The sequence below is a fragment of the Micromonospora chokoriensis genome (assembly GCF_900091505.1).
Taxonomy (GTDB): Bacteria; Actinomycetota; Actinomycetes; order Mycobacteriales; family Micromonosporaceae; genus Micromonospora; species Micromonospora chokoriensis.
In genome coordinates this window covers 3,051,918-3,078,912 of the sequence record NZ_LT607409.1, presented here as the reverse complement: position 1 = coordinate 3,078,912, position 26,995 = coordinate 3,051,918, and the positions used below count along the sequence as shown (strand labels likewise).

Here is a 26,995-nt window from a genome sequence, read left to right as displayed (position 1 = left end):
CGGCTGCTCAGCCGGCGTCGAGCAGGGCGCGGCGGATGGTGGAGAGCAGCTGCCCCAGGCCGAAGCCGGCCAACAGCACCCACACCGCCGTCGCCATGGTGATGGTGCCGGCGGCCAGGTCCGGCTCGATCAGCCCGGCCAACCCGGCGACCAGCAGCCCGGCCAGCGCCACCGAGACCCGGGTGGGGCGCTCGCCCACTGTCACCGCGCCGATGTCACGCATGCCGGCGGCGACCGCCCGGGCCCGGACGTACTCGTGCAGCCAGGACAGCGCGCCGCCCGCGACGACCAGCCCGCCGGGCGCGCCGACCAGCCAGAACGCCAGCAGCCACGCCACCTCACCGAGCCGGTCGGCGACCGAGTCGTAGACGTAGCCGAGCCGGGTGGTGCGGCCGGTGGCGACCGCCACCGCGCCGTCCACGCTGTCCGCCACGGCGGCGAGCAGCACGAACAACGCGCCGAGGAAGAGGCCGTTCCCCGGCCGGGTCACCAGCAACGGTACGCAGAAGCAGAGCAGCACCCCGGCCACGGTGACCACGGTGGGGCTGACCCGGAGCCGACCCAGCACGTACCCCACGTGGTACGCGAAGCGCAGCCAGGCGCGCACCACCGGCGCCGCGACCCGAGGGTCGAACCCGCCGTGCAACCGCGCCCAGGCCGTGGCGTACTGATCCCAGTTCAGCTGTGTGCCCACCTCGGGATCAACCGTCGTGCCGGGCATCAGGTGTCGCAGGACCAGCATTCACACCCGCGCGCCGGCCTTCAGGTTCTGCCAGACCTCACGGGTCGCGGTGGACCGGTTGAGGGTGATGAAGTGGATCCCCGGCACACCCTCGTCCAGCAGCCGGCGGCACATCTCGCTGGCCTGCTCGACACCGAGCCGACGGACGGCCTCCGGGTCGTCGGCGACGCGTTCGAAGCGGGCCGCCAGCGCCGGTGGGAAGGGCGCACCGGACAGCTGCACGGACCGCTCGATGGTGGCGATCTGGGTCACCGGCATCACCCCGGCCAGGATCGGGGTGTCGCAGCCGGCCGCGGCCACCCGGTCACGCAGCCGCAGGTAGTCGTCGGCGTCGAAGAACATCTGCGTGATCGCGAACGCCGCGCCGGCCCGGCACTTGCGGACGAACTGCGCGGTGTCGCTGGCCACGTCGGGCGAGCGGGGATGCTTGTACGGGAAGGCCGCCACACCGACGCTGAAGTCACCGGAATCGCGCACCAGGCGGACCAGGTCCTCGGCGTAGTCCACCCCCTCGGGGTGGCGGATCCACTCGCCGCCCGGGTTGCCCGGCGGGTCGCCGCGCACGGCCAGCACGTTGCGCACCCCCACCCCGGCGAGCCGACCGATCACGTGCCGCAACTCGGCGACGGAGTGGTCGACAGCGGTCAGGTGGGCCATCGGCAGCAGGGTGGTGTCGGTGGCGATCCGTTCGGTCACCGCCACAGTGGTGTCCCGCGTCGACCCGCCCGCGCCGTACGTGATCGACACGAACGACGGACGCAGCGACTCCAACTCGCGGATGGCCTGCCAGAGCAGCCGCTCCCCGGCGTCGGTCTTGGGCGGGAAGAACTCGAACGAGAAGGTCGGCTGACGCTCACGGATGAGCTCCCCGATCGCCGGCTGCGGATTGGGGAGTACCGAGGGAAGACCGAGCGCCACGACCCGACTCTAGCGGGCGAGGCCACCACGCCCCAGGCGCTTCCCACCCGATGACCGGCGTCGCCCCGATCGGTGGGCGCGAGGGCGTCGTACCCCCGGGGTAGGAATGGGTGGCGCGGGAGGGGCGGTGGGGGCGGTCCTGGTGCCCGTGCGGGGGTCAGCAACTCAAGCGGTGACGTCCGTCCCGGCCGGCAGGCCGGGCGGGTGGGTCGTCACCGCGCCGACGCCCGCCAGGAGGACCTGTGACCCCACCCGCACCGCCGCGCCCCGCGCAGCTCGGGCCGTTGTTGGCCCGCTGCCGGCTGGCCCGGGGCTGGAGCCAGCAGCGCACCGCCGCCGAGTTGTGCGCCGCCGCCGGGGTGGCGACATTGAGCCGGCACGAGGTGTCCCGCTGGGAACGCCAGCGTCGGGTGCCCGGCGGGTTCTGGCTCGGCTGGCTCGCCGTCGTCCTGGACGTTCCGCTGGTGGCGCTGGCCGACGCCGCGGCGGCCACCCGCCGGGCCACCCGCCCGGCCGCCCCCACCCGATCCCGCCGACCCACCGGGCCGGGCCGCGCCGCTCGGGCCGGCACGCCACCGACAGGGCGCACCGGTCCCGGCCGCACCGCCGGGACTACGCGTGGCGGTGGAGCGCGGGCCACGGGGACAGGCTAGCGTCGGGGCGTGACCCACGCTGCTCCCGTGTCTCCCGTCGACCGAGCCGATCTGCGACAGCGGGTGGACAAGGCCCTCACCGAGTTTCTGGCCGGCCAACGGGCTCGGCTCGCCGCCGTGGACGACGCGCTGCTCCCGGTGGCCGAGGCGATCGAGGCCTTCGTGCTCGGCGGCGGCAAGCGGCTGCGTCCAGCGTTCGCGTACTGGGGGTTCCGGGGCGCCGGTGGGGTCGACGGCGAGCCGGTGCTCGCCGCCCTGGCCGCGCTGGAGTTCGTCCAGGCCAGTGCCCTGATGCACGACGACCTGATGGACCGCTCCGACACCCGACGTGGTGAGCCCGCCGTGCACCGGCGGTTCGCCGCCCGGCACCGGCAGGCCGGCTGGGGTGGCGACCCGGACAGCTTCGGCGACGCCGCGGCTCTCCTGCTGGGTGACCTCTGCCTGGTCTGGTCCGACGAGCTGCTGCACTCCGCGGGGCTGGACCCGTGGGTGCTGGCCCGGGCCCGGCCGGTCTTCGACGAGATGCGCACCGAGGTCACCGTCGGTCAGTACCTCGACGTGCTGACCCAGGCGACCGGGGACACCTCGGTGGAACGGGCCAGCAAGGTCGCCCGGTACAAGTCGGCGAAGTACACCGTCGAGCGTCCGCTGCTGCTCGGTGCCGCGCTGGCCGACGCCACGGCCGACGTGCGGACGGCCTATTCGGCGTACGGGCTGCCGCTGGGTGAGGCGTTCCAGCTCCGCGACGACGTGCTGGGGGTCTTCGGTGACCCGGCGCTGACCGGTAAGCCGGCCGGTGACGACCTGCGGGAGGGCAAGCGCACCTACCTGGTGGCGGCTGCCGTGGAGACCACCGACGACGCGGGCCGCGAGCTGCTGCTCGGCCGGCTCGGCGACCCGGAGCTGGACGAGGAGGGGGTGGCCCGGCTGCGTGAGCTGATCACCGCGAGCGGGGCGCTCGCCCGTACCGAGCAGCGGATCGTCACGCTCACCGACGCCGCCCTCGCCGCCCTGACCGCCGTCGACCTCGACACCGAGGCCCGCCAGGCCCTGGTGGACCTGGCCATAGCCGCAACCCGCCGAGCCGACTGACCCCCGGCCTGCCGCTCCCCACCTTCTCTTCTTCGTCGATCATGAAGTTAGCGGTCTCCGCCTCGGCGTTTCGCGCCGCTAACTTCATGATCGACCGGGAGAGGGGGTGGGGCGGGTCAGAAGCCTTCGGCTTGGGCTCTGCGTTTCACTTCGCGGGCCTGGTCACCGGAGAGGGCGGCGGCCGGGGTGTTCCCGGGGAGGGTGTCGTCCTGCTCGTAGAGCCAGCGCAGGGCGGCCTCGTCGTCGTAGCCGTTGTCGGAGAGCAGGTTGAGCACGCCGGGCAGGTGCTTGAGCACCGTCTGGTTGGCAACCAGGTCCGCCGGGATGCGGCGGACGCCGTCGCGGCGGACCGCCAGCAGCTCCCGGTCGCGGATCATCTGGTGCACCTTGCTGATCGACACGTCGAGACGCTCGGCGACGTCGGGCAGGGTCAGCCAGCCGGCCGGGTCGGTGGGGCCGGCGAGCTCCGGGCCGGGCACGGCCTGGTCGGGTACGGGTTCGGTCACCCGACCACCCTGCCACGCCGTCACCACGACGAGCCACCGGCACCCCGGACAACCGATCGGCGCCCCGGCTCGTGCGTACCGTTGACCAGCGGACGAGGGACGGCGAACGCGGTGGGACGGACCAGTTCGGCGATCGGCTGTAGCATCCTGTTCAACCTTCACCCCCTGGACACATAGACTCCCTGCCGATGGACACTCAGGTCGCCGACACGTTGCTGGGCTCGCTGATCGACGGGCGCTACCGCATTCGCGGTCGCGTGGCCCGTGGTGGCATGGCGACCGTGTACACCGCCACCGACGAGCGCCTCGAGCGCACCGTCGCCGTGAAGATCATTCACCCGACCCAGGCACCCGAGGCCCGGGCGCGGATCGCCAACTTCGTGGCGCGGTTCACCGACGAGGCGAAGACCATCGCCCGGCTGACCCACCCGAACGTGGTCGCCGTCTACGACCAGGGCACCCACGCCGGCCTGCCGTACCTGGTGATGGAGTACGTCCGTGGCCGCACGCTGCGCGACGTGCTGGCCGAGCGCCGTCGACTCAACCCGGACGAGGCGCTGGCCATCGCCGAGCAGATGCTCGCCGCGATCGCCGCCGCGCACCGGTCGGGTCTGGTGCACCGCGACGTCAAGCCGGAGAACGTGCTGGTCGCCGAGGCACCCACCGGCGGCGTCGCCAACCTGGTCGACAGCGTCGTCAAGGTGGCCGACTTCGGTCTGGCCCGGGCGGTCGAGGCGAGCGCCGACGACGAGCAGGGCACCCAACTGATGGCGACCGTGGCGTACGTCGCCCCGGAGCTGGTCACCGAGGGCCGCGCCGACCCGCGTACCGACGTCTACTCGGCGGGCATCGTGCTGTTCGAGATGCTCACCGGCCGCGTGCCGTACGACGGGGACCGCCCGGTCGACGTCGCCTGGCAGCATGTCGACCGGGACGTGCCGGCGCCCTCGACGCTGGTGCCCGGCCTGCCGCCGGTCCTCGACGGTCTGGTGCAGCGCGCCACCCGACGTGACCCCGGTGCCCGGCCCGCCGACGCCGGCGCATTGCTGACCGAGGTGCAGGCGGCCCGGGAGCGCCTGAGTGACGACAACACCCACACCGCCGTGCTCCGGCCGGTGAGTGGCGATGCGCCACTGTCGCAGCCGACCATGGTGGTCGCGACGGTTCGGCCGCCCGACCGCCCGGCCTGGGCGCGGCTGCCGGAGAGCGGCAGCCAGGGCGGCGGTCGACGTCGGGCAGCTCCGGAGCCTGCGGAGGGCCTGGGGTCAAGGCTCGCCGCGCTGCGCGGCACGCTGATGGCGAGTCCGCGGGGCCGGTTGGCCGTCGCGGCAGTGGTGGTGACGCTGGGTCTGGTGGCCGCGGTCGGGGGCTGGTGGTTCGGTGTCGGCCGTTACACGACCGCCCCGCAGCTGGTGAGTTTGAGCAACGCCGAGGCGCAGGCGCAGGCCGACCAGGCCGGGCTGGTCCTGAAGTACGGCGAGCCGCGCTTCGACGAGAAGGCGCCGAAGGACAGCGTCCTGGAGCAGACCCCGGGCTCAACCTCCAAGATCGTCAAGGGTGGCACGATCACGCTGACCCTGTCCCTGGGCCCGGAGCGCTTCCCCGTGCCGGACGTGATCGGCAAGGAGTTCGACCTCGCCGAGGCGGACCTGGTCAACGTGAAGCTGGTGGTGGCCAAGGGCACCCCCCGCTACGACGACACCCTGCCGGCCGGCGTCGTGCTGGACACCAACCCCAAGGTGGGCACCGAGGTCAAACCCGGCGCGAAGATCACCCTCATCCTGAGCCGGGGGCGGGCGCCGGTGTCGGTGCCGAACCTGGTCGGCAAGAGCCTGACCGAAGCCCGCACCACCCTGGCCCAGCTCAACCTGACCCTGGTCGAGACCTACAAGGACTCCGACAAGCCCAAGGACGAGATCCTCGGCCAGAGCCCCGCCGACGGCGCCGGCGTGGAGAAGGGCACCCAGGTCAAGCTGGACGTCAGCAAGGGCCCACCGGCGATCGTCGTGCCCCGGGTGATCGACCTGCCGTGCCAGCAGGCCAAGCAGGCGCTGGAGGGGCAGGGTTTCCCGGTGAACGTCGTGCTCAACCCGAACGCCACGGTCCGGATCCAGGCGCCGGGCGAGAACTCGCAGGTGCCGCCGGGCACCCCGGTCACCCTGACGTGCTTCTGATGTCGGCGGCAACCTCGCGGCCGGTGGGCGCGCACACTCCGACCTCCGGTGGGCTGGCCAAGGCCGCCCTGCCGTACGTCGACGCGACCGGCGCCCGGGTGGTGCAGGTCTACGTCTCCAACTCGCGGGGCTGGGCGCTGCCCGACGGCGACCCCGCGCAGGACGCCCTGTTCCGCGAGGGCTGCGCCGAGCGGGGCATCCCCGCGTTCATCCACGCCGCACTGCTGGTCAACCTCGGCTCACCCACTCCGGCCACGGTCGAGAAGTCGGCGCAGACGCTCGCACACGCGCTGCGTCGTGGCGTGGCGATCGGCGCTCAGGCGGTGGTGTTCCACGCGGGCAGTTCGGTGGACGAGGGGCACGCCGAGGCGGCGATGCGGCAGGTCCGCGAGGAGCTGCTGCCGCTGCTTGACTGGACCGCGGCCGCCGGTGGCCCGATGCTGCTGGTCGAGCCGAGCGCGGGCGGGGGCCGGTCGCTCGCCTCGCGGGTGGAGCAGCTCGGTCCGTACCTGGACGCGGTGGACCGGCACCCGATGCTCGGGGTCTGCTTCGACACCTGCCACGCCTGGGCCGCCGGGCACGACCTGGCGGCCGAGGGTGGCATGACGGCGACCCTGGACACGCTGGTCGCCACCGTCGGGGCGGACCGGCTACGGCTGGTCCACGCCAACGACTCGAAGGACCTGTGCGGCTCCACGCGGGACCGGCACGAGAACATCGGCAAGGGCACCATCGGCGAACCCGCCTTCGCCGAGCTGATGGCGCACCCCGCCACCGCCGGCGTACCCGTTGTCGTGGAGACCCCGAGCGAGAAGCAGGTCGGCCACGCCGCCGACATCCAAACCCTCACCCGCCTGCACCCCTGAACCCCGCTGGCGTTCCGCCGCACCGTGTTGATCAAGAGGTTTGCGTCAAGAAGTTGTCCGGATGACACAAACCTCTTGATCAACAGCAGCAAGGGGGCGGTCAGGAGGCCGTCAGGATGCGGGGTAGGGCTTCGACGGCGTGGTCGATGTCCGCGTCGCTGACGCCCAGGTGGGTGACCAGGCGGGCGGTACGCGGGCCGAGCACCGAGATGAGCACGCCCTCGGCCCGCGCGACGGCTGCCAGGGCACGCGCGTCCAGGGCGTGCTTGGTCAGGTCCAGCGCGACCAGGTTGGTGCGAGCCGTCGTCGCCAGCACGCCGAACGGCGCGACCGCCTCGGCGAGCCGGGACGCCTTGGCGTGGTCGTCGGCCAGTCGGTCGACGTGGTGCGCGAGCGCGTACCGACCGGCCGCGGCGAGGACGCCGGCCTGACGCATACCGCCGCCCATCCGCTTACGGATCAGGCGGGCTCGTTCGATCTTGTCGGCGCTGCCGACCACCAGCGAGCCGACCGGCGCGCCGAGACCCTTGGACAGACACACCGACAGCGTGTCGAAGAGCCGGCCGTACTCGATCAGGGGCACACCGTCCGCGACGTGCGCGTGCCAGATCCGGGCGCCGTCGCAGTGCAGCGCCACACCCGCGTCGTCGGCGACCGCGCGCAGATCCCGCAGGGTGCCTAGGGGAATCACCCCGCCGCCGCCCCGGTTGTGGGTCTGCTCGACGGCGATCGCGCGGGTCGGGACAGCGAAGAAACCGTCCGGCCGGATCATCCCGGCCACCGTCTCCGGGTCGATGTCCGCGCCGACCGCGGGCCAGGTCCGTGAAGAGATCCCGCCGTACGCGGCGGCAGCCCCGATCTCGTACGTCACCACGTGCGCGTCCGCGTCGCAGAGCAGCTCGTCGCCCGGCGACACCAGCAGTTGCAGGGCGATCTGGTTGGCCATCGACCCGCTCGGGGCGAACAGCGCGGCCTCGTGCCCGAACAGCGCGGCGACCTCGGCTTCGAGGGCGTTGACCGTCGGATCCTCGCCGTAGACGTCGTCACCGACCTCGGCGGTGGCCATCGCCTCCCGCATCCCGGCGGTCGGCCGGGTCACCGTGTCGGACCGCAGGTCCACGAACTGGTCTGCCACTGTCATCCTTTCGACCGCCGGTTGCGGGTCTCGCACACCTGGTCGCGGTCATTCTTCTCGGCTGCCGACGGAGGGTCCGCAACCTCAGCCGCTGTCATTCTCTCGGCCGCCGACTGCGGGGCTCGCAAGCTCACTCCTCGCGTCAGCCGCTGTCATTCTCTCGGCTGCCGACTGCGGGGCTCGCAAGCTCACTCCTCGCGTCAGCCGCGGAGCATCTCCGCCACCAGGAAGGCCAACTCCAACGACTGCTGGGTGTTCAGACGCGGGTCGCAGGCGGTCTCGTAGCGGTCGGGCAGGTCGAGGTCCTCGATGCCCTGGGCCCCGCCGAGGCACTCGGTGACGTCCTCGCCGGTCAACTCGACGTGCAGGCCACCCGGGTGGGTGTCGAGCCCCCGGTGCACCTCGAAGTAGCCGAGCACCTCGTCGACGATGCGGTCGAAGTGCCGGGTCTTGTAGCCGTTGGACGACTCGTGCGTGTTGCCGTGCATCGGGTCGCACTGCCAGACCACCTTGGCGCCGGCGGCGGTGACCTTGGCGACGATCGGCGGCAGGGCGTCGCGCACCCGGTGGTTGCCCATCCGGCTGATCAGGGTGAGCCGGCCGGGGATGTTGTCCGGGTTGAGCTTCTCGCACAGCTCGATTGCCTCGTCCGGGGACGTGCTCGGGCCGAGCTTGACGCCGATCGGGTTGGCGATGCGGGAGATGAAGTCGATGTGCGCGCCGCTGATCTGCCGGGTGCGCTCGCCGATCCAGAGGAAGTGCCCGGAGAGCCCGTACGCCCGACGGTCGGAGACCCGGGTGAGCGCCCGGTCGTACTCCAGGGCCAGGGCCTCGTGGGAGCAGTAGAGAGTGACCGTCCGCAACGCCTCGTCGTCGGTCATGCCGCAGGCCCGGATGAACGCCAACGCCCGGTCGATCTCCCGGGCGATCGCCTCGTACCGCTCCCCCGCCGGGGAGTTCTTCACGAAGCCCTTGTTCCAGTCGTGCACCGCGTGCAGGTCGGCGAGCCCGCCGGCGAGGTACGCCCGGAGCATGTTCATCGCCGCCGCCGAGTTGGCGTACGCGCGGATCATGCGTTGCGGGTCGGCGACCCGGGCGGCCGGATCGGCCTCCAGCGAGTTGATCATGTCGCCCCGGTACGCGGGCAGGCCGCGCGCGTCGGTGGGCAGCGAGCGGGGCTTGGTGTACTGCCCGGCCACCCGGGCGACCTTGACCACCGGCAGGGACGCGCCGTAGGTGAGCACGATCGCCATCTGGAGCAGGGTCCGGGCGTTCGCCAGCAGGTGGCTCTCGGTGTTGTCGGCGAACGTCTCGGCGCAGTCACCGCCCTGCAACAGGAACGCCTTGCCCTCGCAGACCAGGGCGAGCTTCTGCCGGAGCTGGTCCACCTCGTAGGGCGCGACGACCGACGGCACCGTGTCGAGGACCTTGCAGACCTCGGCGACGGCGGCCGGGTCGGACCACGGTGGGACCTGCTCGCGGGGCAGTTCCCGCCATCGGTCCAGACCGAGCGCGGCGTCCTCGGCGGAGTCGACTGTCGGTCGGCTGGTCTGCAGACCGGGGCTGCCCACCCCGGGATGGCTCAGCTGGTGCCACTCATGGCGCATGACAGAAAGCGTACGGCGACCGTCGGGGTGACCGGGCGGCGAGGGGGACGGTTCCGGCAGGTGGGAGATCAATCCGCCGGACGCTGGTCAGGACTCGGGCGAGGGGACGATCCCCTTGGGCGTCGGGCTGGCGACCGACGTCCCGCCCGGAGCCTCCGCGGCGATGCACCAGTCGCCGCCGTCGCGGGTGACGGTGAACACCAGCGGCCGGGCGACGGTGCGCTTACCGGAGGTGACCGAGACCGACACGCTGACCTCCTGCCCGGACGGACCGGACCGGATGTCGGTGATGGCCGCCTCGGGCACCTGGAAGTGATCGGCGAAGTCACCGTTGGGTCCGGTGGCGCCCAGGTCGAAGCTGTCGTGCAGGAGAGCGCAGAGCTGACTCCGGCCGGCGGCGACGTCCTTCGCGGTCATCGCGTCGAGGTACGCCTGCACACGCTCGCGGGAGCGGGCGGCGGCCTCCTCGGCCGGGGCTCGCGCCGGCTTGGTGGCGGGCTCCTCCTCGGCGTCACCGCCGATGCCGCAGCCGCCCAGGACGACGGGCACCAGCACCAGCCCGGCGGCGGTCGCCGCCAGCCTGCGGTGGGTCGAGCGCATGACCACCTCCGTCGACGGTGCCGTCGAGACCTGCCGAGCCGGGAGTCTGCCACATCGAGCCGGGTCGGCCCAACGACGGCGGCCCGGCCGACGCTGGACGTCGACCGGGCCGTCAGGTCACGAGCGGGGAGGGGCGGTGCGGGCCCCTCCCCGCCGTGTGGGTGGTGCGTCGGCCCTCGGCTCAGCCGAGGCCGCCCTTGATGGCGCCGATGAGCTCGCCATTGGTGGTGTCACCGGAGAGCTCCCAGAAGAACGCGCCACCGAGGCCCTGGTTCTTCGCGTACGTCATCTTGCCGTTGATGGTCGACGGGGTGTCGTAGCTCCACCAGTTGCTGCCGCACTTGGCGTACGCGGTGCCGGCGATCGTGCCGGTGGCCGGGCAGGTGTTCTTGAGGACCTTGTAGTCCTCGATGCCCGCCTCGTAGGTGCCCGGTGCCGCGCCGGTGGCGCTGCCGCCCGGCGTGGCCTGGGTGACGCCGGTCCAGCCGCGGCCGTAGAAGCCGATGCCGAGCAGCAGCTTGTTGGCCGGGACGCCCTTGCTCTTGAGCTTCTGGATCGCGGCGTCGGAGTTGAAGCCCTGCTGCGGGATGCCGGTGTACGACGTCAGCGGTGAGTGCGGCGCCGTCGGACCCTGCGCGGCGAAGGCCCCGAAGTAGTCGTAGGTCATCGGCATCAGCCAGTTGAGGTTGCCGATCGCGCCGGCGTAGTCGGTGGCGTCGATCTTGCCGCCGTTGCTGCCGTCCGCGGTGATGGCGGCGGTGACCAGGGCGCTGGATCCGAACCTCGACCGCAGGGCGCTGATCACGTTCTTGAACGCGTTCGGGCCGCTGCTGTCACAGGTCAGACCGCAGGCGTTGGGGTACTCCCAGTCGACGTCGATGCCGTCGAACACGTCGGCCCAGCGCGGGTCCTCGACCAGGTTGTAGCAGCTCTCGGCGAAGGCGGCCGGGTTCTGCGCGGCCTGGGTGAAGCCGCCGGACCAGGTCCAACCGCCGAACGACCAGATCACCTTGAGGTGCGGGTTGAGCAGCTTGAGCTTGCGCAGCTGGTTGAAGCTGCCGCGCAGCGGCTGGTCCCAGGTGTCGGCGACGCCGTCCACGCTGTCCGCGGCCGTGTACGCCTTCTCGTAGTCGGCGTAGCTGTCACCGATGGAGCAGCGACCGCCGGTGGTGTTGCCGAAGGCGTACAGGATGTGGGTCAGCTTCGCCGCCGAGCCGCTGGTCTGGATGTTCTTGACGTGGTAGTTGCGCCCGTAGACGCCCCACTCGGCGAAGTAGCCGACGACCTTCTTGCCGCCGGTGTCCGGCGGGGGCGTGGTCGGCGGGGGCGTGGTCGGCGGGGGCGTGGTCGGCGGCGTGGTGGTGGGCGGCGTCGTGGTCGGCGGGGTGGTGGTCGGCGGGGTGGTGCCGCCGCCGCACGCCGCGCCGTTGATGGTGCAGTTCAGCGGCGCCTTGTACGCACCGGTGCCGTTGTAGCCCCAGCTGAACGAGGCGCCCGGGGCGATGCCTCCGGCCCAGCTCTTCTTGACCGCGACGTAGTGGTTGCCGCTGCTGGTGATGTCGGCGTCCCACGCGCTGCTGATGGTGGTGCCCGACGGCAGGTCGAACTCGATGCGCCAGGTGCTGATGGCGGCACTCGATCCGTTGGTGACGGTCACCCTCGTCTCATGACCGGTCCCCCAGTCCTGCGCCTTGGTGAAGGTGGTGGTGACCGTGCCGGCGCCGAACGCGGTGGTCACCGGCACCGCTGCGACGGTCACGGCGACCACGGCACCGGCCCAGAGGGCCCGGCGGAGCGATCTTTTCATGCGGCGCCTCCCGAACTGTTAGGAAACTTTCCAAAAGAGATGGTGAGACGGTACTCACACCGTCATCAATTCGTCAAGATGTCCATGTTTCGATTTCTCCTGGTGCATGGAGCGCCCGCACCGACTCGCCGGTGGTCGGCGCGTAGCCTCCCCTCATGACCGTCTTCGACACCCCGATCGATGCCCTCAGCGGCGGCCCTGCCGACCTGGCCCGCCACCGCGGCAAGGCGTTGCTGGTCGTGAATGTGGCCTCCCGCTGCGGCCTCACCCCGCAGTACGCCGGCCTGCAGAAACTCGCGGAGACCTACGCCGATCGCGGCCTGGTGGTGCTCGGTGTCCCGTGCAACCAGTTCGCCGGGCAGGAGCCGGGCAGCGCCGCCGAGATCAGTGAGTTCTGCCAGGTCAACTACGGGGTCACCTTCCCGTTGACCGAAAAGGTCGACGTCAACGGCCCCAACCGGCACCCCCTCTACGCCGCGCTCGTGGACACATCGGACGCCGACGGGCACACCGGGGACGTCCGGTGGAACTTCGAGAAGTTCCTGGTCGCGCCGGACGGCACAGTGGCCGCCCGGTTCGCCCCGTCGGTCGAGCCCGCCGCCGACGAGCTCCGCATCGCCATCGAGAAGACCCTCCCCGCCTGACCACCCCCGCCCGCGTTGACCAAGAGGTTCGCGTCAGAAACGTGCCCGTGCTGACGCGAACCTCTTGATCAACACGTCGGAGCCACCGTCGGCGACCAGCGTGAGCAGTAGGTTGGGCAGGACGGGCCGGCGGGCGCGGTCAGGGCACGCCGGCTCGGCGAGACGGCGCACGCCCGGCAGTCCGCGCAGCCGGGCAACCCGAATAACCCACCGCACCGGTGGGGAATGCGTCACGGTCGGGCGGAGTTGGGAACGAGCATGACAACTGTGGGACTGATCGGCAGCGGCAACATCGGTGGCACCGTGGCGCGGCTGGCCGTCGACGCCGGCTACGACGTGGTGCTGAGCAACTCGCGGGGCCCGGAGACCCTCACCGACCTGGTCGACGCCCTCGGCGGGCACGCCAGCGCCGGCACCTCGGAGGACGCGGCGCGCGTGGGCGACCTGGTGGTGGTCAGCGTGCCGCTGAAGGCGTACCGCGCGGTGCCCGTGGAGCCACTGGCCGGCAAGGTCGTCATCGACACCAACAACTACTACCCGCAGCGCGACGGGAACTTCCCGGAGCTGGACAGCGGCGAGACCACCAGCAGCGAACTGCTCCAGCGACACCTACCGGAATCGCGGGTGGTCAAGGTCTTCAACAACATCTACTTCGTGGCCCTGGCCACGCTGGCCCGACCGACGGGCGCAGCCGACCGCAGCGCCCTCGCCATCGCCGGCGACGACGAGGCCGCGAAGGCCGAGGTGACCGCCTTCCTCGACCGGATCGGCTACGACGCCGTCGACGTGGGCTCCCTCGCCGACGGGTGGCGCTACCAGCCCGACACCCCGGCGTACGGCACGCTCTACTCCGCCTCGCCGACCGACTGGCAGCACCCGGCTCCGGGCGACGCCGACACACTGCGCGCCGCGCTGGCCGCCGCCACCCGCTGAGCACCACCACCGCCCTCCGGACGACCGCCTACCGGGTGGTCGCCCGGAGGGCGGCGGCGAGTTCCTCGTCGTAGGTCGCGATCGGTCGGTCGTCCGAGGCGTACGCGACGAGCCGTCCCTGCGCCATGCTCGCCGAGCGGAACGAGAACGTCCGGCTCCCCGGGTACGCGTCGAGCAGCGGAATTGCCCGGGGCGGTCCGCCCGGGGCGGAAAAATACTCCAGCCGGGTCACCTGCGGGGAGACCACACCGTTGACCCGCACCTTGGTCTTCTCGGCCCGGGTGCCGAAGGTGACCGGCGCGTCGGTGCCGTAGGCGGCGCATTCGACCGGGCCACGGCAGACGAAAAAGTATCGCGGGTTGACCACGTCGTCGAGGGCGTACGCCTTGAAGGTCGGATCCGCACCGGCGGGCAACGGCTGCACGGCGAAGAACGCGACCGCCACCGTGGCCGTCACGCCCACCCGCAACCAGCCCCGCGCGCCGGCCGGTCGTCGGTGCGCCCGGGAGGCGGCGACCGCGACGCCACCGAAGCCGACCAGGCACAGCAGGCCCACCCCGATCGCGCGGGCGTTCTCGAAGAGGAACTGCACCCCCGGCCGCGTCGACACCGGGCCGAGAACCGCGCCCAGCGAGACGACCATGGCGGCGAGCAGCGCTCCCCCGGCCGCCCGCTGGGTGACGCCGGACGCGCCGATCAGCAGCATCGCCGCGAGCACCGGCCACACCTGGTGGTGGGTCCAGGACACCGGGGACGCGGCGACGGTGGCGCAGCCGACGAGCACCGCCGCATGCCCGGGGCGGCCCTGTCGCGTCAACTGTCGCGCCCGCAGCAGCGCCGCCGCGCAGACCAGCGCCACCAGGCCGGCCCAGAGCACCGGCAACGTCGCCTCGTCCACGCCGACGCGCAGCAGCATTCCGTGCACCGACTGGTTGCCCAGCGACGCCAGGTTGCCGATCCGTGAGGTCTGCCGCACCGCCTCGGTCCAGTACGTCCAACTTTCGGCGGGCAGCACGACCCCGGCGACCACCGCGCACGCCAGGAACGTCGCCACCGCACGGCCCGCGTCGCGATAGCGGCCCGTGGCGAGGAAGTAGACCACGAACAGCAGCGGGGTCAGCTTGATCGCCGAGGCGACCCCGACCAGGATCCCGCGCAGCCGGGCCGGGACCAGGCCCATCCCGTCGAGCAGGGCCATCAACACGATGAAGATGCTGACCTGACCGAAGCGCAGATTGCTCTGCACCGGCGCGGAGAGCATCAGCACCGTGGCCGCCACCGCCACGACGAGGGGTCGCCGGGACTGCCGGGTGGTCAGCGCGACACCGACGGCCCCGGCGATGGCCACCACCGCCGCGCACGTCGCCACCAACCAGATCCCCTGGAGTACGCCCTCACCCACGGCGGTGATCGGACCCAGCACCAGTGCGGCGAACGGCGGATAGGTGAACGGCCCACCATTGGCCGCCTCGTATTCGTACAGCGGCCGACCAGCGCGCAGATCGGACAACGCGCCGTAGTAGATGTGCAGGTCGGAGAGCCGGTCCGCGCGGTTCAGGACGAGCACACAGGACACCAGCGCGACGACGGCGAAGGCCGCCCACACCAGCGCCACCCGGCGATCCCGCATCGACCGAGGATAATCGGGCGTGGCCGCTGCCGTTGCCCGCCGGCCATCCCGTTCGTAGATCCGAGGGACTGATCGACTCCAGGTCGGCGATGTGGGCGACTTGGGATGGACGCCATCTCCCCGATACGGAGTCGACCATCGAGTGCGCCCCGCTGATCGGCGCGCGCAAAAACATCGACGTGGCAACTTGCGCCCCAGTCCCGTAAACGGGACCCTGTCTCTGGGTTGTGGTCCGCTCACCGAAAGTGCTTCCGGAGGCGACATGCACACGCTCCGCACCGTGCCCCGCCGGCTGCTGGCCGGAACCGGCGCGCTCCTGCTCGGCACCGCCCTCGCTGCCACCGGCGCCCCGGTTCCGGCCGGTGCCGCCAAGGGCGCGGACACCGTCGGATACGTCCGGCTCGCCCACCTCTCCCCCGACACCCCGGCCGTCGACGTCTACCTGGCCGCGCCCGGCGCCACGAAACCGAGGGTCTTCCCCGGCGTCGGCTACGGCGTGGTGTCCGACTATCTGGAGCTGGCACCCGGGCGGTACGCGGTGGCGATGCGCGAGGCCGGCGCCCCCGCCAGCGATCCCCCGGTGCTCACCACCGAAGTCGCGGTGACCAGCGGCGACGCCTTCACGGTGGCCGGTGTCGGCCGGCACGCCGACCTCGGCCTGCGGGTGCTCAACGACGACCTCAGCGCCCCCACCGACGGCCGCGCCAAGGTGCGGGTCGTGCAGGCGTCCGTGCGTACCCCGATGCTCGACGTGGCCGCCGCCGACGGCCCGATGATCGCCGACGGCGTGCAGTTCGCGACGACGACCGACTACCAGCAGGTCGAGCCGGGCAGGTGGCGGCTGAAGCTGACCGGCGCCGGTGGCCCGAGCACCGATGCCGAGGTGCGCCTCACCGGCGGCGCTGTCTACTCACTGCTGGTGCTCGACGCGAAGCAGGGTGGGCTCACCGCCGAGCTGCGCCGCGACGCCGAGGGCGGCACCGTCGTCCCCGCCGGCGGGGTGGACACCGGCGCCGGCGGCACCGTCCGGACCGGGCTCGACGCGTACCCAGTGGTGGCCGGCGCCCTGGCCGCGGCGGCCGGGGCGGTGGCGTTGCTGCTCTGGCGTCGGCGGCGGCGCACCACCTGGTGAGCGCCGGGCCGGGCCCGTCGATCCGGCGGCACCGCGACCGCCGGGTGCCGCTGGCCGCGCTGGTCGCGGCCAGCGCGGCGGTGTGCCTCGCCGCCAGCATCGGGGTCGGGCTGGCCACCACCGGCCCGGCGCCGCCGGTCGCGACCTGGCACCCCGGCTGCGCCGACGACTGCCCGCCGGTGGGCGCCGCGCCCACCCCACAGGGACCACCCACGCGGGTACGCGTACCGCGCATCAGAGTCGACTCCACGCTCACGGTGCTGGGCTTGGACCAGGCCGGGGCACTGATCCCGCCCGCCGACTTCGACATCGCCGGCTGGTACGGCGGCGGTCCGGCACCCGGCGACACCGGCCCGGCCGTGCTCGCTGGCCACCTGGACTCGCGACGCGGCCCGGCGGTCTTCGCCCGACTCGGCGAACTGCGGCCCGGCGACCCGGTGGAGGTGTGGCGCGGTGGGCAGCGGCTGGTGTTCCGGGTGACCGGCTCGCTGCGGACCCGCAAGGACCAGTTCCCGACCTCCGTGGTGTACGGCCCGACGCCCAACCCGGAGCTGCGCCTGGTCACCTGCGGGGGTGCGTTCGACCGGCGGAGTGGGCACTACCGGGACAACGTCGTGGTGTTCGCGGTGGCCGAGACCTCCGACCCGGTCCCGCCGAAGCCAGCAGCGGGCTGAGCCACACCCGGCCTCATCCAGCCCTGATCCGCGTCAGGATCGCGGCAGTCCGAGCCCCACCAGCCCTGATCCACTTGAGGTCGCCGAACTGGCGGTATCCCCGCGCTCGGATACCGCGTTTTCGGCGACCTCGAGTGGATCAAGGCGCGACAGCGGGCAGGTCGGCGGCAGGGCGCGGCGGGCTGAGCCGCGCCCCGCTAGATCAACACGGGTTCAAGGAGCCCGGGGTGTCCGCCGCGCTCGGATACCGCGATTTCCGTGAACGCGAGTGGACCAAGGCCGGCGGCACGGCCGGGCACGACGGCAGGCCGGGCACGACGGCAGGCCGGGCACGACGGCAGGCCGGGCACGACGGCAGGCCGGGCACGACGGCAGGCCGGGCGCGTCAGAGTGGACGGCGGCCGGCGAAGCCGCACTCGGCGCGGTGGTACCAGCGCACGTCGGAATCGCCCTCGAGCCAGCACCAGAGCACCGCGCGGCCTTCGCGCTCGCCGGGGAAGTCGAGCAGCACCGGAGCGATGCCCTTGACCTGGATGTCGTGCTGGTGCAGCTCGTCGACGACGGCGTGCAGCCGGGCCTCCAGGCCCTTCACCTCGGCCAGCCCGCCGAGGGCGCTGACGCCGTGGTCGGCGAGGTCGGCACGCAGCTCGGCCAGGTCGGCCCGGACCCGGATCAACTCGTCGACGCGCGGTTGCAGCGTGGCCACCAGGTGCCGGGCCTGGGCAAGTGTGAACACCGCGCCAGTATGCGGCACGCCCGGCCCCGCCACGAGCCCGGAACGCCCGACCGCCCGACCCGCACCCGAAGAGCCCAACCGGCCGGAACCACCGAGGGCCCGGAACGCCAGATCAGGTAGTCGCCGCGCGAAGAACGCCGGCACCACCGAGCGCCCGGAACCCGGAACCACCGAACGCCCGGAACCCCAGAACAGCTCCTCACCGCGCGAAGAACGCCGGCACCACCGAGCGCCCGGAACCCGGCACCACCGAGGGCCCGGAACGCCAGATCAGCTCGTCGCCGGGCGCGAAGAACGCTCAGTCGGCCTGGGCGGCCAACTCGCGGGCCCGGTCGCGGGCGGCCTCCAGTGCGGCGAGCAGGGCGGCGCGCACCCCGTGCTTCTCCAACTCGCGAATGGCGGAGATGGTGGTGCCGGCGGGCGAGGTGACCGCCTCGCGGAGCTTCACCGGGTGTTCGCTGGAGTCGCGCAGCATCACCGCGGAGCCGATCGCGGTCTGCACGATCAGCTCGTGGGCCACCTGCCGGGGCAACCCGAGCAGGATCCCCGCGTCGATCATGGCCTCGACCAGCAGGTAGAAGTAGGCCGGGCCGGAGCCGGAGAGCGCGGTGACCGCGTCCTGCTGCGACTCGGGCACCCGGATCGTCTGACCGAGCGGCTTGAACATCTCCTCGGCGAGCGCCAGGTGGGCGCCGGTGGCGTACGCGCCCGCCGAGATCGCGGTCATCGCCTCGTCGACGAGCGCCGGGGTGTTGGTCATCACCCGGACCACGGGGGTGCCGTCGGGCAGCCGACGGCTGAAGAAGCTGGTGGGTAGGCCGGCGCAGAGCGAGATGACGAGCTTGTCGGCCGGCACCTTGGGGCCGATCTCGTCGAGCAGCGCGGCGGCGTCCTGCGGCTTGACCGAGACCGCGAGCACGGCCGCCTCGTCCACCGCCGTCAGGTTGTCGACCACCCGTACGCCGTAGCGGGCGGTCAACTCCTCGGCGCGGGCCGGCCGGCGGGCGGTGGCCAGCAGCTTGTCCACGGGCCATCCCGAACGCAGCAGCCCGGAGAGCATCAGCTCGCCGATCTTGCCCGCGCCGATGACCGCGACCGTGTGCACCCCGGCTGACATCTCGGTCGTACCCCCTCGCGTCGGGTCGCGGCGCGGCGGACCCGCAGGCCCGCCGCGCCGCCGACCGTCGATCAGCTGCCGAAGAAGACCTCGGCCTCGGCGTACCGCTCCAGCGGCACGGTCTTCAGCTCGCGGGTGGCCTCGGCGAGGGGCACCCGGACGATGTCGGTGCTCTGCATCGCGACCATCTTGCCCCAGTCGGCGTCGTTGACCGCGTCGATGGCCTGCAGGCCCAGACGGGTGGCGAGCACCCGGTCGAAGGCGGTCGGAGTGCCACCGCGCTGGATGTGGCCGAGCACGACAGTGCGGGCCTCCTTGCCGGTCTTGGCCTCCAGCTGCTCGGCGAGCCACTGACCGATGCCGCCGAGGCGGACGTGGCCGAACGCGTCGAGCTCCTGGTTGTGCAGCACCATCTGGCCGTCGAGCGGCTGGGCGCCCTCGGCGACCACGACGATCGGGGCGTACTGGTGCTGGAAGCGCTTCTCGACGTAGCCGGCCACCTGCTCGACGTCGAACTGCCGCTCGGGCAGCAGGATCACGTTGGCGCCGCCGGCCAGGCCGGCGTGCAGGGCGATCCAGCCGGCGTGCCGGCCCATGACCTCGACGACCAGGGTGCGGTGGTGGCTCTCCGCGGTGGTGTGCAGGCGGTCGATGGCCTCCATCGCGATGTTGACAGCGGTGTCGAAGCCGAAGGTGTAGTCGGTGGCGCCGAGGTCGTTGTCGATCGTCTTCGGCACGCCGACGACGTTGACGCCCAGCTCGTGCAGCTTGGTGGCGACGCCGAGGGTGTCCTCGCCGCCGATCGCGATGAGCGCGTCCACGCCCTGCTCGGCGAGGTTGTCCTTGATCCGCTCGACGCCGTTCTCGATCTTGAACGGGTTGGTCCGGGACGAGCCGAGGATGGTGCCGCCGCGGGGCAGGATGCCGCGGACGTCGGCGATGCCCAGCGGACGGGTCAGACCCTCCAGCGGGCCCTTCCAGCCGTCCCGGAAGCCCACGAACTCGTGACCGTAGGTGGCGACACCCTTGCGGACCACCGCCCGGATGACCGCATTGAGGCCGGGGCAGTCGCCGCCGCCGGTGAGCACGCCGATACGCATGATCCGTCATCCTCCTGGAGCATCAGGTAAAGCCCGAATTGCCCCAGGGTATGTGTCAGGTCAGACCATCGGCGCCGTTGCCGGCCCGGGGCGGGCCGTCCCTGCGAACTGTAGTCGGCCCGCAGGTACGGCGACAGCGCGCCCCGGTGGCGACCCGACTCAGAAGGTCACCTCGTGGTTCTCACCGGCCTTCGGTGGTCGGCCGGTGACCGCTGCCTTCGCGTAGCCGAGGAGGTTGACCACAGTGCTGCCCGGGGAGTCCCAGTACTCGGCCGAGGTGGCGTGCACCTTGATCAGCGTGAGACCGGGGGTGTCCAGCCCGTCGGGGAACCAGGCCTTGAGCAGCGGGCTCCACAACCGCTCGGCCCGAGCCCGGTCGAACCCCTCGGTGGCGGTCCCCGAGATCGACACCCAGGCGTGGTGCTTCTGGTCGGAGAAGGCGACGTTGACCTCCGGGTTCACCCGGAGTTGGCGGACCTTGGCCGAGTCGGCGTAGGCGAAGAACCAGAGGTCGCCGTCGAACTCGACCTCCTGGAGCCCCATCGGCCGGCTCACCTGCCGACCGTCGAGCGCGATCGTGGTGAGCATGCAGATCCGGGCGGCCCGAGCCAGCTCGGTGATCCGGACGCGGGACTCTGCGGCGCTGGTCGGCTCGTTGCTCATGGCACTCTCCTCCGCTTCGGTTCGCCGAACCGATGCCCGGGACAGAACCGGTCAAACCTACGGAGCTACGACTGGCGGTCAGCGGGTCGTCATCGCCCGCCAGCGGGCCAGGTTGTGCCGGGCGTCGACCAGGGCGTCGTGCCGGGCCGCGTCCGCGTCCGGCAGGGTCGGCCGGCCCCTGTCGTCCCAGAGTTGCCGCAGCTCCTTGGTGTAGCGGGGGATCTCCCGGGGCAGCGCCGGCATCGCACCCCAGAGCTGGGCGAGCACCACGTGGTCGTACGCGGCGTACCAGGCCCACAGCTCCAACTGCTCCCCCGGCCGGTCCCGGATCGGCTCGATGAGGAAGTCGTACAGGTCGTCGCGGATGCGCTCCCGCGAGCGCCAGGCCCGGTCCGCCGGGGACGGCAGCTTGTCCAGCACGTTGCGGCGGACCCAGGGCACGGCGCGGGAGTCGTCGAACTCGGTGGAGACCGCGTAGAACTCGCGGCCGTACTCGTCGACGACACCGATCGAGACGAGGTCGACGGTGGTGCCGTCCTCGATGAACTCGCAGTCGTAGAAGTAGCGGTAGACCATTCCGGGCATCTTCGCCCACCGCCGCGCGGCCGTTCCCGGCGGGGGTCGAGCCCGCGACGGTCACGGAAGTGCTTCGAGGGGTGTACAGCAAGCGACCGGACCGTCATGATCTGATGTGTACCGCTACCGGACGCCGAATCGGTGTCAGTTCACCTTGTCAGGGCCATCAGGTTCACCCGGTGAGCGAGTTTGTGGTCCATGACCGGGGAGGGGTTGGGCCGTGGAGATGCGCCTTCCGGAGCCGGGTGACGCGCTCACGGGTGTCGAGATGTTCGCCGGGTTGGAGCCCGAGGTACGGCAGCGTGTCATCGCCGCCGCCGTTCCCCGCACCTACCGCAAGGGCCAGTTGCTCTTCGTGGAGAACGACCCGGGCGAGTCACTGATCGTGCTGCGCCGCGGAGCGGTGGCGGTCTTCCGCACCGCACCGACCGGTGAGCGGGCCGTGTTGTCGGTGATCCGACCACCCGATGTGCTCGGCGAGGTCTCCCTGCTCGACGCGTCGACCCGGTCCGCGTCGGCCGAGGCCATCGAGGACTGCGCGGCGCTCGCACTGTCCCGGGGCGCGTTCATGGAGCTGGTGCACTCCAACCCTCGCATCCTGGACGCGGTGATGCGCTCGTTGGGTGGGCTGATCCGCCGGCTCACCGAGCAGAACGCCGACCATGTCTTCCTCGACCTGCCCGGCCGGGTGGCCAAGACGCTGGTCCGGTTGGCCGGCGAGAGCCAGGCACCGATGATCACCATCGAGCTCAACCAGAGTCAGTTGGCCGAGATGGCCGGGGGCTCCCGGCAGAGCGTCAACCAGGCGATCGGCTCGTTCGCTAGCCGTGGCTGGCTGCGTACCGAAGGGCGTCGGATCGTGGTGACCGACGTGGCCGCGCTGCGCCGCCGCGCCGGCATGAGCGACCGCTGACACCAGGCGCACACGCGAAACGCCCGGGTCGCCTACGGGCGACCCGGCCGTTTCGTATCCGTCACCGGCGTGGGGTCACACCCCGGAGCTGCCCGGCCCGGCCCACTTGTCCGGGCCCTTGCCGTCGCCGCCCGGGCCGTGCGACTGCTCGCTGACGATGCCCTCGGCCTGGAGCGTGGCGAGCGTGGCCGCGTCGACGTCCACCGAGTCGCCCGCGGAGTGGCTGACCCCGTTGCCGTCGGTCCAGTCGCTCTCCAGCTTGACGTACACCATTGACCTGTCCCCCTCTGGTCGCTGCTCGATATCTGGCCGCCTGAATCTAGTCGCTCTGGTCCCTTGGTGGACTGTCCACAAGCCAACAGGCCGGTACCTGACAGCGGCGGACGAGGGCGATAATTCCCGGCGGGGACGCCATCGGCGTCGACCTGTTCGCCTCTGGGGGAGGTGTCATCGCCGCGCAGTGTGGACGCTGTGGACGCACGGCCGCCGACGGAGACCGTTTCTGCGGTGGCTGCGGCGCCGAACTGGGGGCTGTGTGCCCACACTGCCTGCGTCCACTCGCCTCGGACGTCACGTTCTGCACGTCGTGCGGGTCGCCGCGGCCCGGCGCCGAGCGACCGGCCCCGGTCCATCCGCAGGAGGACCGCCGCCGGGTGAGCGTGCTCTTCGTGGACCTGATCGACTTCACGCCGTACGTCGAGCGTGCCGACCCCGAGCAGGTCCGGGGCATGCAGACCGGTTTCTTCTCCGCCGCCCGCCGGGTGGTCGGTCAGTACGGCGGGGTGGTGGAGAAGTACATCGGGGACGCGGTGATGGCGCTCTTCGGTGCCCCGATCGCCACCGAGACCGACGCGTTGCGCTGCGTACGGGCGGGTCTCGAACTGCAACGGGTGCTCACCCGGTTCGCGCCGACCGGCAGCACCGAGCTGCGGTTCCGGGTCGGCGTGGCCACCGGCGAGGCCCTGGTGGACGTCGCCGCCGCCCGCGACGGTGGGCAGGCGATCGTCGCCGGCGACGTGGTGAACACCGCGTCCCGGATGCAGTCCGTCGCGCCACCGGGCGGCGTGCTGGTCTGTGGCACCACCCACACGCTCACCAAGGACGCGATCCGCTACGAGGAACAGCCCCCGGTCACCCTGCGCGGCCGGTCGTCGCCGACCGAGGTGTGGTTGGCGCTCTCCCCCCTGCGCCGCCAGCCCACCGACCGGGAGCCGGACACCACCCCGTTGGTCGACCGCGAACACGAGCTGGGCATGCTCGTCAACGCGTTGCACAGGTCGCTGCGCGACCGTCGACCGCAGGTGGTGACGATCTTCGGTCGGGCCGGCATCGGCAAGAGCCGGCTGCTGCGGGAGCTGTACCGGCACACCGGCCGGCTGGTCGACGAGCCGCTGACCTGGCGGACGGGCCGCTGCCCGCCGTTCGGTGAGAACGTCACCTTCGCGGCGCTCGCCGACATCGTCAAGTCCGAGGCGGGCATCCTCGACACCGACCCGGCGGGCAGCGCCGCCCAGCGGTTGGCCGCCGCCGTGAGCGAGCTGATCGGCCCGGGTGAACGGGACCGGGTGGTGGACGCGTTGCGCCCGCTGGTCGGGCTGCCCGGCACGCCGCTGCCGGCCGAGGAGGCGGAGTCGGCATGGCGGCGCTTCCTGCTGGCGCTGGCCACCCGACGACCCACGGTGCTGGTCTTCGAGGACCTGCACTGGGCCGACGACGCGATGCTGCGCTTCGTGGAGCTGCTCGGGGCGGCGGCCCGCGACGTGCCGCTGCTGCTGCTCTGCACCGCGCGTCCGGAGCTGGTCGACCGGGACCCGAGCTGGGCCGGGACGATCACCGGCTCGGTGACCATCACCCTGCCGCCCCTGCGCGACACCGGCATCGCGGCCCTGTACGCGCACCTGTTCGGCCAGGCCGCGTTCTCCGCCGACATGCTGAGCCCGCTGATCGAGGTGGCCGGAGGCAACCCGCTCTACGCGCACGAGTACGTCCGGATGTTGATCGAGCAGGGGGCGCTGCGGCAGTCCGGGCGGGGATGGTCGCTGGACAAGCACCTTGAGCTGACCATGCCGGAGAGCGTGCACGCGGTGATCGCGAACCGGGTGGACCTGCTGGACGCCAAGGACCGCGCGGTGCTGCTGGCCGCGTCGGTGGTCGGGGTGCAGTTCTGGCCCGGTGCGGTCGCCGCCGCGCTCGGTCAGCCGGTCGAGTCGGTCGAGCGCTCGCTGCGCCGACTGGAGCAGCGCGACTTCGTGCACGAGCAGTCGGCGTCGACGATGGCCGGGCAGGCGGAGTTCCGGTTCCGTCACGTCCTGGTCCGGGACGTCTGTTACCAGCGGTTGCCGCGTACCGAGCGGGTGGCCCGGCACGAGCGGGCCGCCGACTGGCTGGACGCGCTGTCGCACTCCCGCGACACCGACCTGGCCGAGGTGCTCGCCCACCACCGCTGGGCGGCCCACGAGATCGCCCGTTCGCTGGGCATGGAGGTGCGGCGCTACGCCGGGCCGGCGCGGCAGGCGCTGCACCGGGCGGCCCGCCGGGCGTACGCGCTGCACGGGCTGGACGCCGCGGCCAGCCATGCGGGCCGGGCTCTCGGCCTGGCCGACGACGACGACCCGGTGGGTCGACTCCAGTTGGAGTTGTTGAGCACCGAGATCTCGTTCTACCGCGACGGCAACGCGTTCCTGTCCGGGGGTGGGGCGGAGCAGGTGCACACGCTCGCCGACCGGTTGCTGTCGCACGGCGACGACGCCTGCGCCGCGCGGGCGTGGACGCTGCTCGGCCAGGCCGCCTGGCTACGGGCCGACCGTGGTGACGCGTTGGCCTGCCTGGACCGCGCGGTGCAGCTGTTCGAGCCGTTGCCGGACAGCCCGCAGAAGGCGGACGCGTACGCGGAGATGGGCCGGCTGCACATGCTCAACTACGAGCGGGACCCGGCCGTGGCGGCGGCGGACACGGCGGCGGAGATCGCCGAGCGGTTGGGCCTGACCGAGACCCGCACCAACGCGCGGATCACCGCGGCCACGGCCCGTTACCAGTCCGGCGACCGGGTGGGCCTGGACGAGCTGCACGCGATCGTCGAGTTCGCCCGGGCCGGTCAACTGCTGGCGTTGCCCCGGGCCACCCAGAACCTCGCGTACGCGATCCGCGAGGAGGGCGACTGGCTGCGCTCCAACGCCCTGCTCTCGGCCGCGCCGGCGCGGACCGCCAGCGGTCAGACCCTGACCACCAGCTATTCGGCCGAGGCGATGCGTGCCTGGTTCGACGGTGACTTCGGGCGGTTGCTCACGGCGGCGGAGGCGTTCGTGGACACGCCCACCGGCAGTTGGGACATGCAGGTGCGTGGGCTGCGCTGCTGTCTGCTGGTGCTGCGCGACGACGACGATCCGGACGACCTGGCCGACGCGTTGGACACCGCGCGACGCAGCGGGTTCCACCGGCTGCACTGGACGATGCTGAGCATGGCCGCGTTGTGCCGGGCGTTGCAGGGGCGCGAGGCCGAGGCGGCGGAGCTGATCGAGGAGCTGGACCGGTGCTGGTCGGCGGTGCCGGCGCTGGCCAGCGGGGAGTGGATCGCCGCCGCCGCGTACGCCGCAGCTCTGAGCGGTCGGGACGCGGCGGTGCGGGTCCGCACGATGCTCGGCCAGGTCGGGCACCGCACGCCCTGGTCGGAGGCGGCGTTGCGGACGGTGACGGCGGCCCTGGCGGCGGAGGACGGCGACCACCAACGCTCCGCCGAGCTGCACCTGGCCGCCGCCGAGACCTACGGGCGGATCCCGGACGTGAGCGACCGGGTGCTGGCGTTGGCGTTCGCGGCGGCGGAGCTGACCCGGGCCGGCGACCCGGCGGGCGCACGGGAGACCCTCGCCGAGGTACGCGTCTTCGCGTTGCGCAACGACGCCCCCGGCCTGCTCGCGCTGGCCGGTCGCCCGATCACCCCGACCGGGCCGGCGGTCGCGTGTTGAGCCGCGTCAGGCGGCGACCGGCGTCTTGAGTTTCTGCGCGTAGATGTCGACGTACTCGCGACCGGAGAGCTCCATCAACTCGTACATGACCTCGTCGGTGACCGCGCGCTCGACGAACCGGTCGCCGGCCAGCCCCGCGTAGCGGGCGAAGTCCAGCGGCGCGCCGAAGCGGACCCGCACCTGGCCGACCCGCGGGAGGAGCCGGCCGGGGGGCTGGAGTTCGTCGGCGTTGAGCATCGCCACCGGCACCACCACCGCGCCGCTCTCCAGGGCCAGCCGGGCCACACCGGTCTTGCCCCGGTAGAGCCGCCCGTCCGGGGAGCGGGTGCCCTCGGGGTAGATGCCGGCCACTCCCTGCGCGCGCAGCACCCGCAGCTGGGTGTCCAGGGCGGCGCGGGCGGCCTGACCGCCGGAGCGGTCCACCGGGATCGTGCCGGTGCCGACGAAGAACATCTTCATCAACCGGCCCTTGATCCCCTTGCCGGTGAAGTACTCCGCCTTGGCCACGAAGGTGACCCTCCGCGAGACGATCAACGGAATGAAGATCGAGTCGAAGAAGGAGAGGTGGTTGCTCGCCAGGATCACCGGGCCGGTCGCCGGCACGTGGTGCAGCCCCTCCACCCGTGGGCGGAAGATCAGCTTGAGCAGCGGACCGAGGAGCACGTACTTCAACAGCCAGTAGAGCACCGGCGTCCTTTCCCGTGGTGTGCCCGCGACAGCGTCAGGCCCGGGGACGCCGCCACCAGGCCGCCGAAGCGAACATGCCTTCCGGCCCCGTTCGAGTGAACGGGTCGACATTCATCCAGGTGATCCTC

Annotated in this window: 25 protein-coding genes; 10 read left to right on the top strand and 15 right to left on the bottom strand. The window is 72.2% G+C overall.

Annotation, left to right across the window (positions count from 1 at the left end; genetic code table 11):
- Positions 1–7: 7 nt before the first annotated feature.
- The gene (locus GA0070612_RS14590; protein ID WP_088991508.1) at positions 8–721 is read right to left on the bottom strand and encodes a CDP-alcohol phosphatidyltransferase family protein; all 714 of its coding nucleotides are present in this window, start codon (positions 719–721) and stop codon (positions 8–10) included.
- 21 nt (positions 722–742) lie between these two features.
- Entirely contained in the window at positions 743–1,660 is a 918-nt protein-coding gene (metF, locus tag GA0070612_RS14585) for a methylenetetrahydrofolate reductase [NAD(P)H] (protein WP_088988383.1), read from the bottom strand.
- A 242-nt stretch (positions 1,661–1,902) separates the two neighbouring features.
- On the opposite strand from metF, the gene GA0070612_RS14580 reads away from it, so the two are divergent.
- Positions 1,903–2,313, top strand: coding sequence for a helix-turn-helix domain-containing protein (locus GA0070612_RS14580; protein WP_088988382.1), 411 nt, complete (start codon positions 1,903–1,905; stop codon positions 2,311–2,313).
- A 9-nt stretch (positions 2,314–2,322) separates the two neighbouring features.
- The gene (locus tag GA0070612_RS14575) at positions 2,323–3,405 is read left to right on the top strand and encodes a polyprenyl synthetase family protein (RefSeq protein WP_088988381.1); all 1,083 of its coding nucleotides are present in this window, start codon (positions 2,323–2,325) and stop codon (positions 3,403–3,405) included.
- Between the two features lie 116 nt (positions 3,406–3,521).
- Here GA0070612_RS14575 and GA0070612_RS14570 read toward each other — a convergent pair whose 3' ends face one another.
- Complete coding sequence (locus GA0070612_RS14570; protein ID WP_408630548.1) at positions 3,522–3,911, bottom strand: Rv2175c family DNA-binding protein; 390 nt, start codon at positions 3,909–3,911, stop codon at positions 3,522–3,524.
- A gap of 188 nt (positions 3,912–4,099) precedes the next feature.
- On the opposite strand from GA0070612_RS14570, the gene pknB reads away from it, so the two are divergent.
- Both pknB and GA0070612_RS14560 read left to right on the top strand, forming a co-directional pair.
- Positions 4,100–6,085, top strand: coding sequence for a Stk1 family PASTA domain-containing Ser/Thr kinase (pknB, locus tag GA0070612_RS14565; RefSeq protein ID WP_088988380.1), 1,986 nt, complete (start codon positions 4,100–4,102; stop codon positions 6,083–6,085).
- The gene (locus GA0070612_RS14560; protein WP_088988379.1) at positions 6,085–6,951 is read left to right on the top strand and encodes a deoxyribonuclease IV; all 867 of its coding nucleotides are present in this window, start codon (positions 6,085–6,087) and stop codon (positions 6,949–6,951) included. The genes pknB and GA0070612_RS14560 overlap by 1 nt, the downstream gene beginning before the upstream one ends.
- A gap of 100 nt (positions 6,952–7,051) precedes the next feature.
- On the opposite strand, the gene GA0070612_RS14555 is transcribed toward GA0070612_RS14560, so the two are convergent.
- The 4 genes from GA0070612_RS14555 to GA0070612_RS14540 form a co-directional block, all read right to left on the bottom strand.
- On the bottom strand, positions 7,052–8,086 hold the full coding sequence (locus GA0070612_RS14555) for a threonine aldolase family protein (protein WP_197699376.1): 1,035 nt from the start codon (positions 8,084–8,086) through the stop codon (positions 7,052–7,054).
- A gap of 200 nt (positions 8,087–8,286) precedes the next feature.
- On the bottom strand, positions 8,287–9,693 hold the full coding sequence (locus GA0070612_RS14550) for a class II 3-deoxy-7-phosphoheptulonate synthase (protein WP_088988377.1): 1,407 nt from the start codon (positions 9,691–9,693) through the stop codon (positions 8,287–8,289).
- Between the two features lie 87 nt (positions 9,694–9,780).
- Positions 9,781–10,293 carry a nuclear transport factor 2 family protein gene (locus GA0070612_RS14545; RefSeq protein ID WP_088991506.1) on the bottom strand — a complete coding sequence of 171 codons (513 nt, stop codon included), beginning with the start codon at positions 10,291–10,293 and terminating at the stop codon, positions 9,781–9,783.
- Positions 10,294–10,474: 181 nt separating this feature from the next.
- Positions 10,475–12,100, bottom strand: a complete 1,626-nt coding sequence (locus tag GA0070612_RS14540) for a glycosyl hydrolase family 18 protein (protein WP_088988376.1) — start codon at positions 12,098–12,100, stop codon at positions 10,475–10,477.
- Positions 12,101–12,255: 155 nt separating this feature from the next.
- Here GA0070612_RS14540 and GA0070612_RS14535 point away from each other — a divergent pair, with 155 nt between their 5' ends.
- Positions 12,256–12,744, top strand: coding sequence for a glutathione peroxidase (locus GA0070612_RS14535; RefSeq protein ID WP_088988375.1), 489 nt, complete (start codon positions 12,256–12,258; stop codon positions 12,742–12,744).
- Positions 12,745–13,002: 258 nt separating this feature from the next.
- A complete protein-coding gene (locus tag GA0070612_RS14530; protein WP_088988374.1) occupies positions 13,003–13,677 on the top strand; it encodes an NADPH-dependent F420 reductase in 675 nt (224 codons plus the stop codon).
- Between the two features lie 28 nt (positions 13,678–13,705).
- Here GA0070612_RS14530 and GA0070612_RS14525 read toward each other — a convergent pair whose 3' ends face one another.
- A complete protein-coding gene (locus tag GA0070612_RS14525; RefSeq protein ID WP_157742477.1) occupies positions 13,706–15,307 on the bottom strand; it encodes a glycosyltransferase 87 family protein in 1,602 nt (533 codons plus the stop codon).
- A gap of 262 nt (positions 15,308–15,569) precedes the next feature.
- Here GA0070612_RS14525 and GA0070612_RS14520 point away from each other — a divergent pair, with 262 nt between their 5' ends.
- Complete coding sequence (locus tag GA0070612_RS14520) at positions 15,570–16,439, top strand: DUF4397 domain-containing protein (RefSeq protein WP_088988372.1); 870 nt, start codon at positions 15,570–15,572, stop codon at positions 16,437–16,439.
- The gene (locus GA0070612_RS14515; RefSeq protein ID WP_231924562.1) at positions 16,436–17,113 is read left to right on the top strand and encodes a class F sortase; all 678 of its coding nucleotides are present in this window, start codon (positions 16,436–16,438) and stop codon (positions 17,111–17,113) included. Before GA0070612_RS14520 ends, GA0070612_RS14515 begins: the two co-directional genes overlap by 4 nt.
- A 385-nt stretch (positions 17,114–17,498) precedes the next feature.
- On the opposite strand, the gene GA0070612_RS14510 is transcribed toward GA0070612_RS14515, so the two are convergent.
- The 5 genes from GA0070612_RS14510 to GA0070612_RS14490 form a co-directional block, all read right to left on the bottom strand.
- Positions 17,499–17,849 (bottom strand): DUF2203 domain-containing protein, encoded by a 351-nt coding sequence (locus GA0070612_RS14510; RefSeq protein WP_088988371.1) that lies wholly within the window; start codon positions 17,847–17,849, stop codon positions 17,499–17,501.
- Positions 17,850–18,147: 298 nt separating this feature from the next.
- The gene (gene proC / locus GA0070612_RS14505; protein ID WP_088988370.1) at positions 18,148–18,966 is read right to left on the bottom strand and encodes a pyrroline-5-carboxylate reductase; all 819 of its coding nucleotides are present in this window, start codon (positions 18,964–18,966) and stop codon (positions 18,148–18,150) included.
- 71 nt (positions 18,967–19,037) lie between these two features.
- A complete protein-coding gene (locus GA0070612_RS14500) occupies positions 19,038–20,066 on the bottom strand; it encodes a 6-phosphofructokinase (RefSeq protein WP_088988369.1) in 1,029 nt (342 codons plus the stop codon).
- Positions 20,067–20,225: 159 nt separating this feature from the next.
- Positions 20,226–20,729 (bottom strand): pyridoxamine 5'-phosphate oxidase family protein, encoded by a 504-nt coding sequence (locus tag GA0070612_RS14495; protein ID WP_088988368.1) that lies wholly within the window; start codon positions 20,727–20,729, stop codon positions 20,226–20,228.
- 78 nt (positions 20,730–20,807) lie between these two features.
- A complete protein-coding gene (locus tag GA0070612_RS14490; RefSeq protein ID WP_088988367.1) occupies positions 20,808–21,305 on the bottom strand; it encodes a polyadenylate-specific 3'-exoribonuclease AS in 498 nt (165 codons plus the stop codon).
- Between the two features lie 220 nt (positions 21,306–21,525).
- Between GA0070612_RS14490 and GA0070612_RS14485 the strand changes: the two genes are divergently transcribed.
- Positions 21,526–22,218, top strand: coding sequence for a Crp/Fnr family transcriptional regulator (locus GA0070612_RS14485; RefSeq protein WP_088988366.1), 693 nt, complete (start codon positions 21,526–21,528; stop codon positions 22,216–22,218).
- A 75-nt stretch (positions 22,219–22,293) separates the two neighbouring features.
- Here GA0070612_RS14485 and GA0070612_RS14480 read toward each other — a convergent pair whose 3' ends face one another.
- Positions 22,294–22,491 (bottom strand): hypothetical protein, encoded by a 198-nt coding sequence (locus GA0070612_RS14480; RefSeq protein ID WP_088949427.1) that lies wholly within the window; start codon positions 22,489–22,491, stop codon positions 22,294–22,296.
- 152 nt (positions 22,492–22,643) lie between these two features.
- Between GA0070612_RS14480 and GA0070612_RS14475 the strand changes: the two genes are divergently transcribed.
- Positions 22,644–26,180 carry an adenylate/guanylate cyclase domain-containing protein gene (locus GA0070612_RS14475; RefSeq protein WP_231924635.1) on the top strand — a complete coding sequence of 1,179 codons (3,537 nt, stop codon included), beginning with the start codon at positions 22,644–22,646 and terminating at the stop codon, positions 26,178–26,180.
- Between the two features lie 6 nt (positions 26,181–26,186).
- Here GA0070612_RS14475 and GA0070612_RS14470 read toward each other — a convergent pair whose 3' ends face one another.
- Entirely contained in the window at positions 26,187–26,867 is a 681-nt protein-coding gene (locus tag GA0070612_RS14470) for a lysophospholipid acyltransferase family protein (RefSeq protein ID WP_088988364.1), read from the bottom strand.
- Positions 26,868–26,995: the final 128 nt, after the last annotated feature.

Bases quoted from the DNA above. Each gene is read 5' to 3' on its own strand.
- pknB (WP_088988380.1), top strand. From the start codon at position 4,100: ATGGACACTCAGGTCGCCGACACGTTGCTGGGCTCGCTGATCGACGGG.
- proC (WP_088988370.1), bottom strand. From the start codon at position 18,966: ATGTCAGCCGGGGTGCACACGGTCGCGGTCATCGGCGCGGGCAAGATC.
- GA0070612_RS14560 (WP_088988379.1), top strand. From the start codon at position 6,085: ATGTCGGCGGCAACCTCGCGGCCGGTGGGCGCGCACACTCCGACCTCC.
- GA0070612_RS14550 (WP_088988377.1), bottom strand. From the start codon at position 9,693: ATGCGCCATGAGTGGCACCAGCTGAGCCATCCCGGGGTGGGCAGCCCC.
- GA0070612_RS14495 (WP_088988368.1), bottom strand. From the start codon at position 20,729: ATGAGCAACGAGCCGACCAGCGCCGCAGAGTCCCGCGTCCGGATCACC.
- GA0070612_RS14545 (WP_088991506.1), bottom strand. From the start codon at position 10,293: ATGCGCTCGACCCACCGCAGGCTGGCGGCGACCGCCGCCGGGCTGGTG.
- GA0070612_RS14480 (WP_088949427.1), bottom strand. From the start codon at position 22,491: ATGGTGTACGTCAAGCTGGAGAGCGACTGGACCGACGGCAACGGGGTC.
- GA0070612_RS14530 (WP_088988374.1), top strand. From the start codon at position 13,003: ATGACAACTGTGGGACTGATCGGCAGCGGCAACATCGGTGGCACCGTG.
- GA0070612_RS14535 (WP_088988375.1), top strand. From the start codon at position 12,256: ATGACCGTCTTCGACACCCCGATCGATGCCCTCAGCGGCGGCCCTGCC.
- GA0070612_RS14520 (WP_088988372.1), top strand. From the start codon at position 15,570: ATGCACACGCTCCGCACCGTGCCCCGCCGGCTGCTGGCCGGAACCGGC.
- GA0070612_RS14490 (WP_088988367.1), bottom strand. From the start codon at position 21,305: ATGGTCTACCGCTACTTCTACGACTGCGAGTTCATCGAGGACGGCACC.
- GA0070612_RS14590 (WP_088991508.1), bottom strand. From the start codon at position 721: ATGCCCGGCACGACGGTTGATCCCGAGGTGGGCACACAGCTGAACTGG.
- GA0070612_RS14500 (WP_088988369.1), bottom strand. From the start codon at position 20,066: ATGCGTATCGGCGTGCTCACCGGCGGCGGCGACTGCCCCGGCCTCAAT.
- GA0070612_RS14540 (WP_088988376.1), bottom strand. From the start codon at position 12,100: ATGAAAAGATCGCTCCGCCGGGCCCTCTGGGCCGGTGCCGTGGTCGCC.
- GA0070612_RS14525 (WP_157742477.1), bottom strand. From the start codon at position 15,307: ATGCGGGATCGCCGGGTGGCGCTGGTGTGGGCGGCCTTCGCCGTCGTC.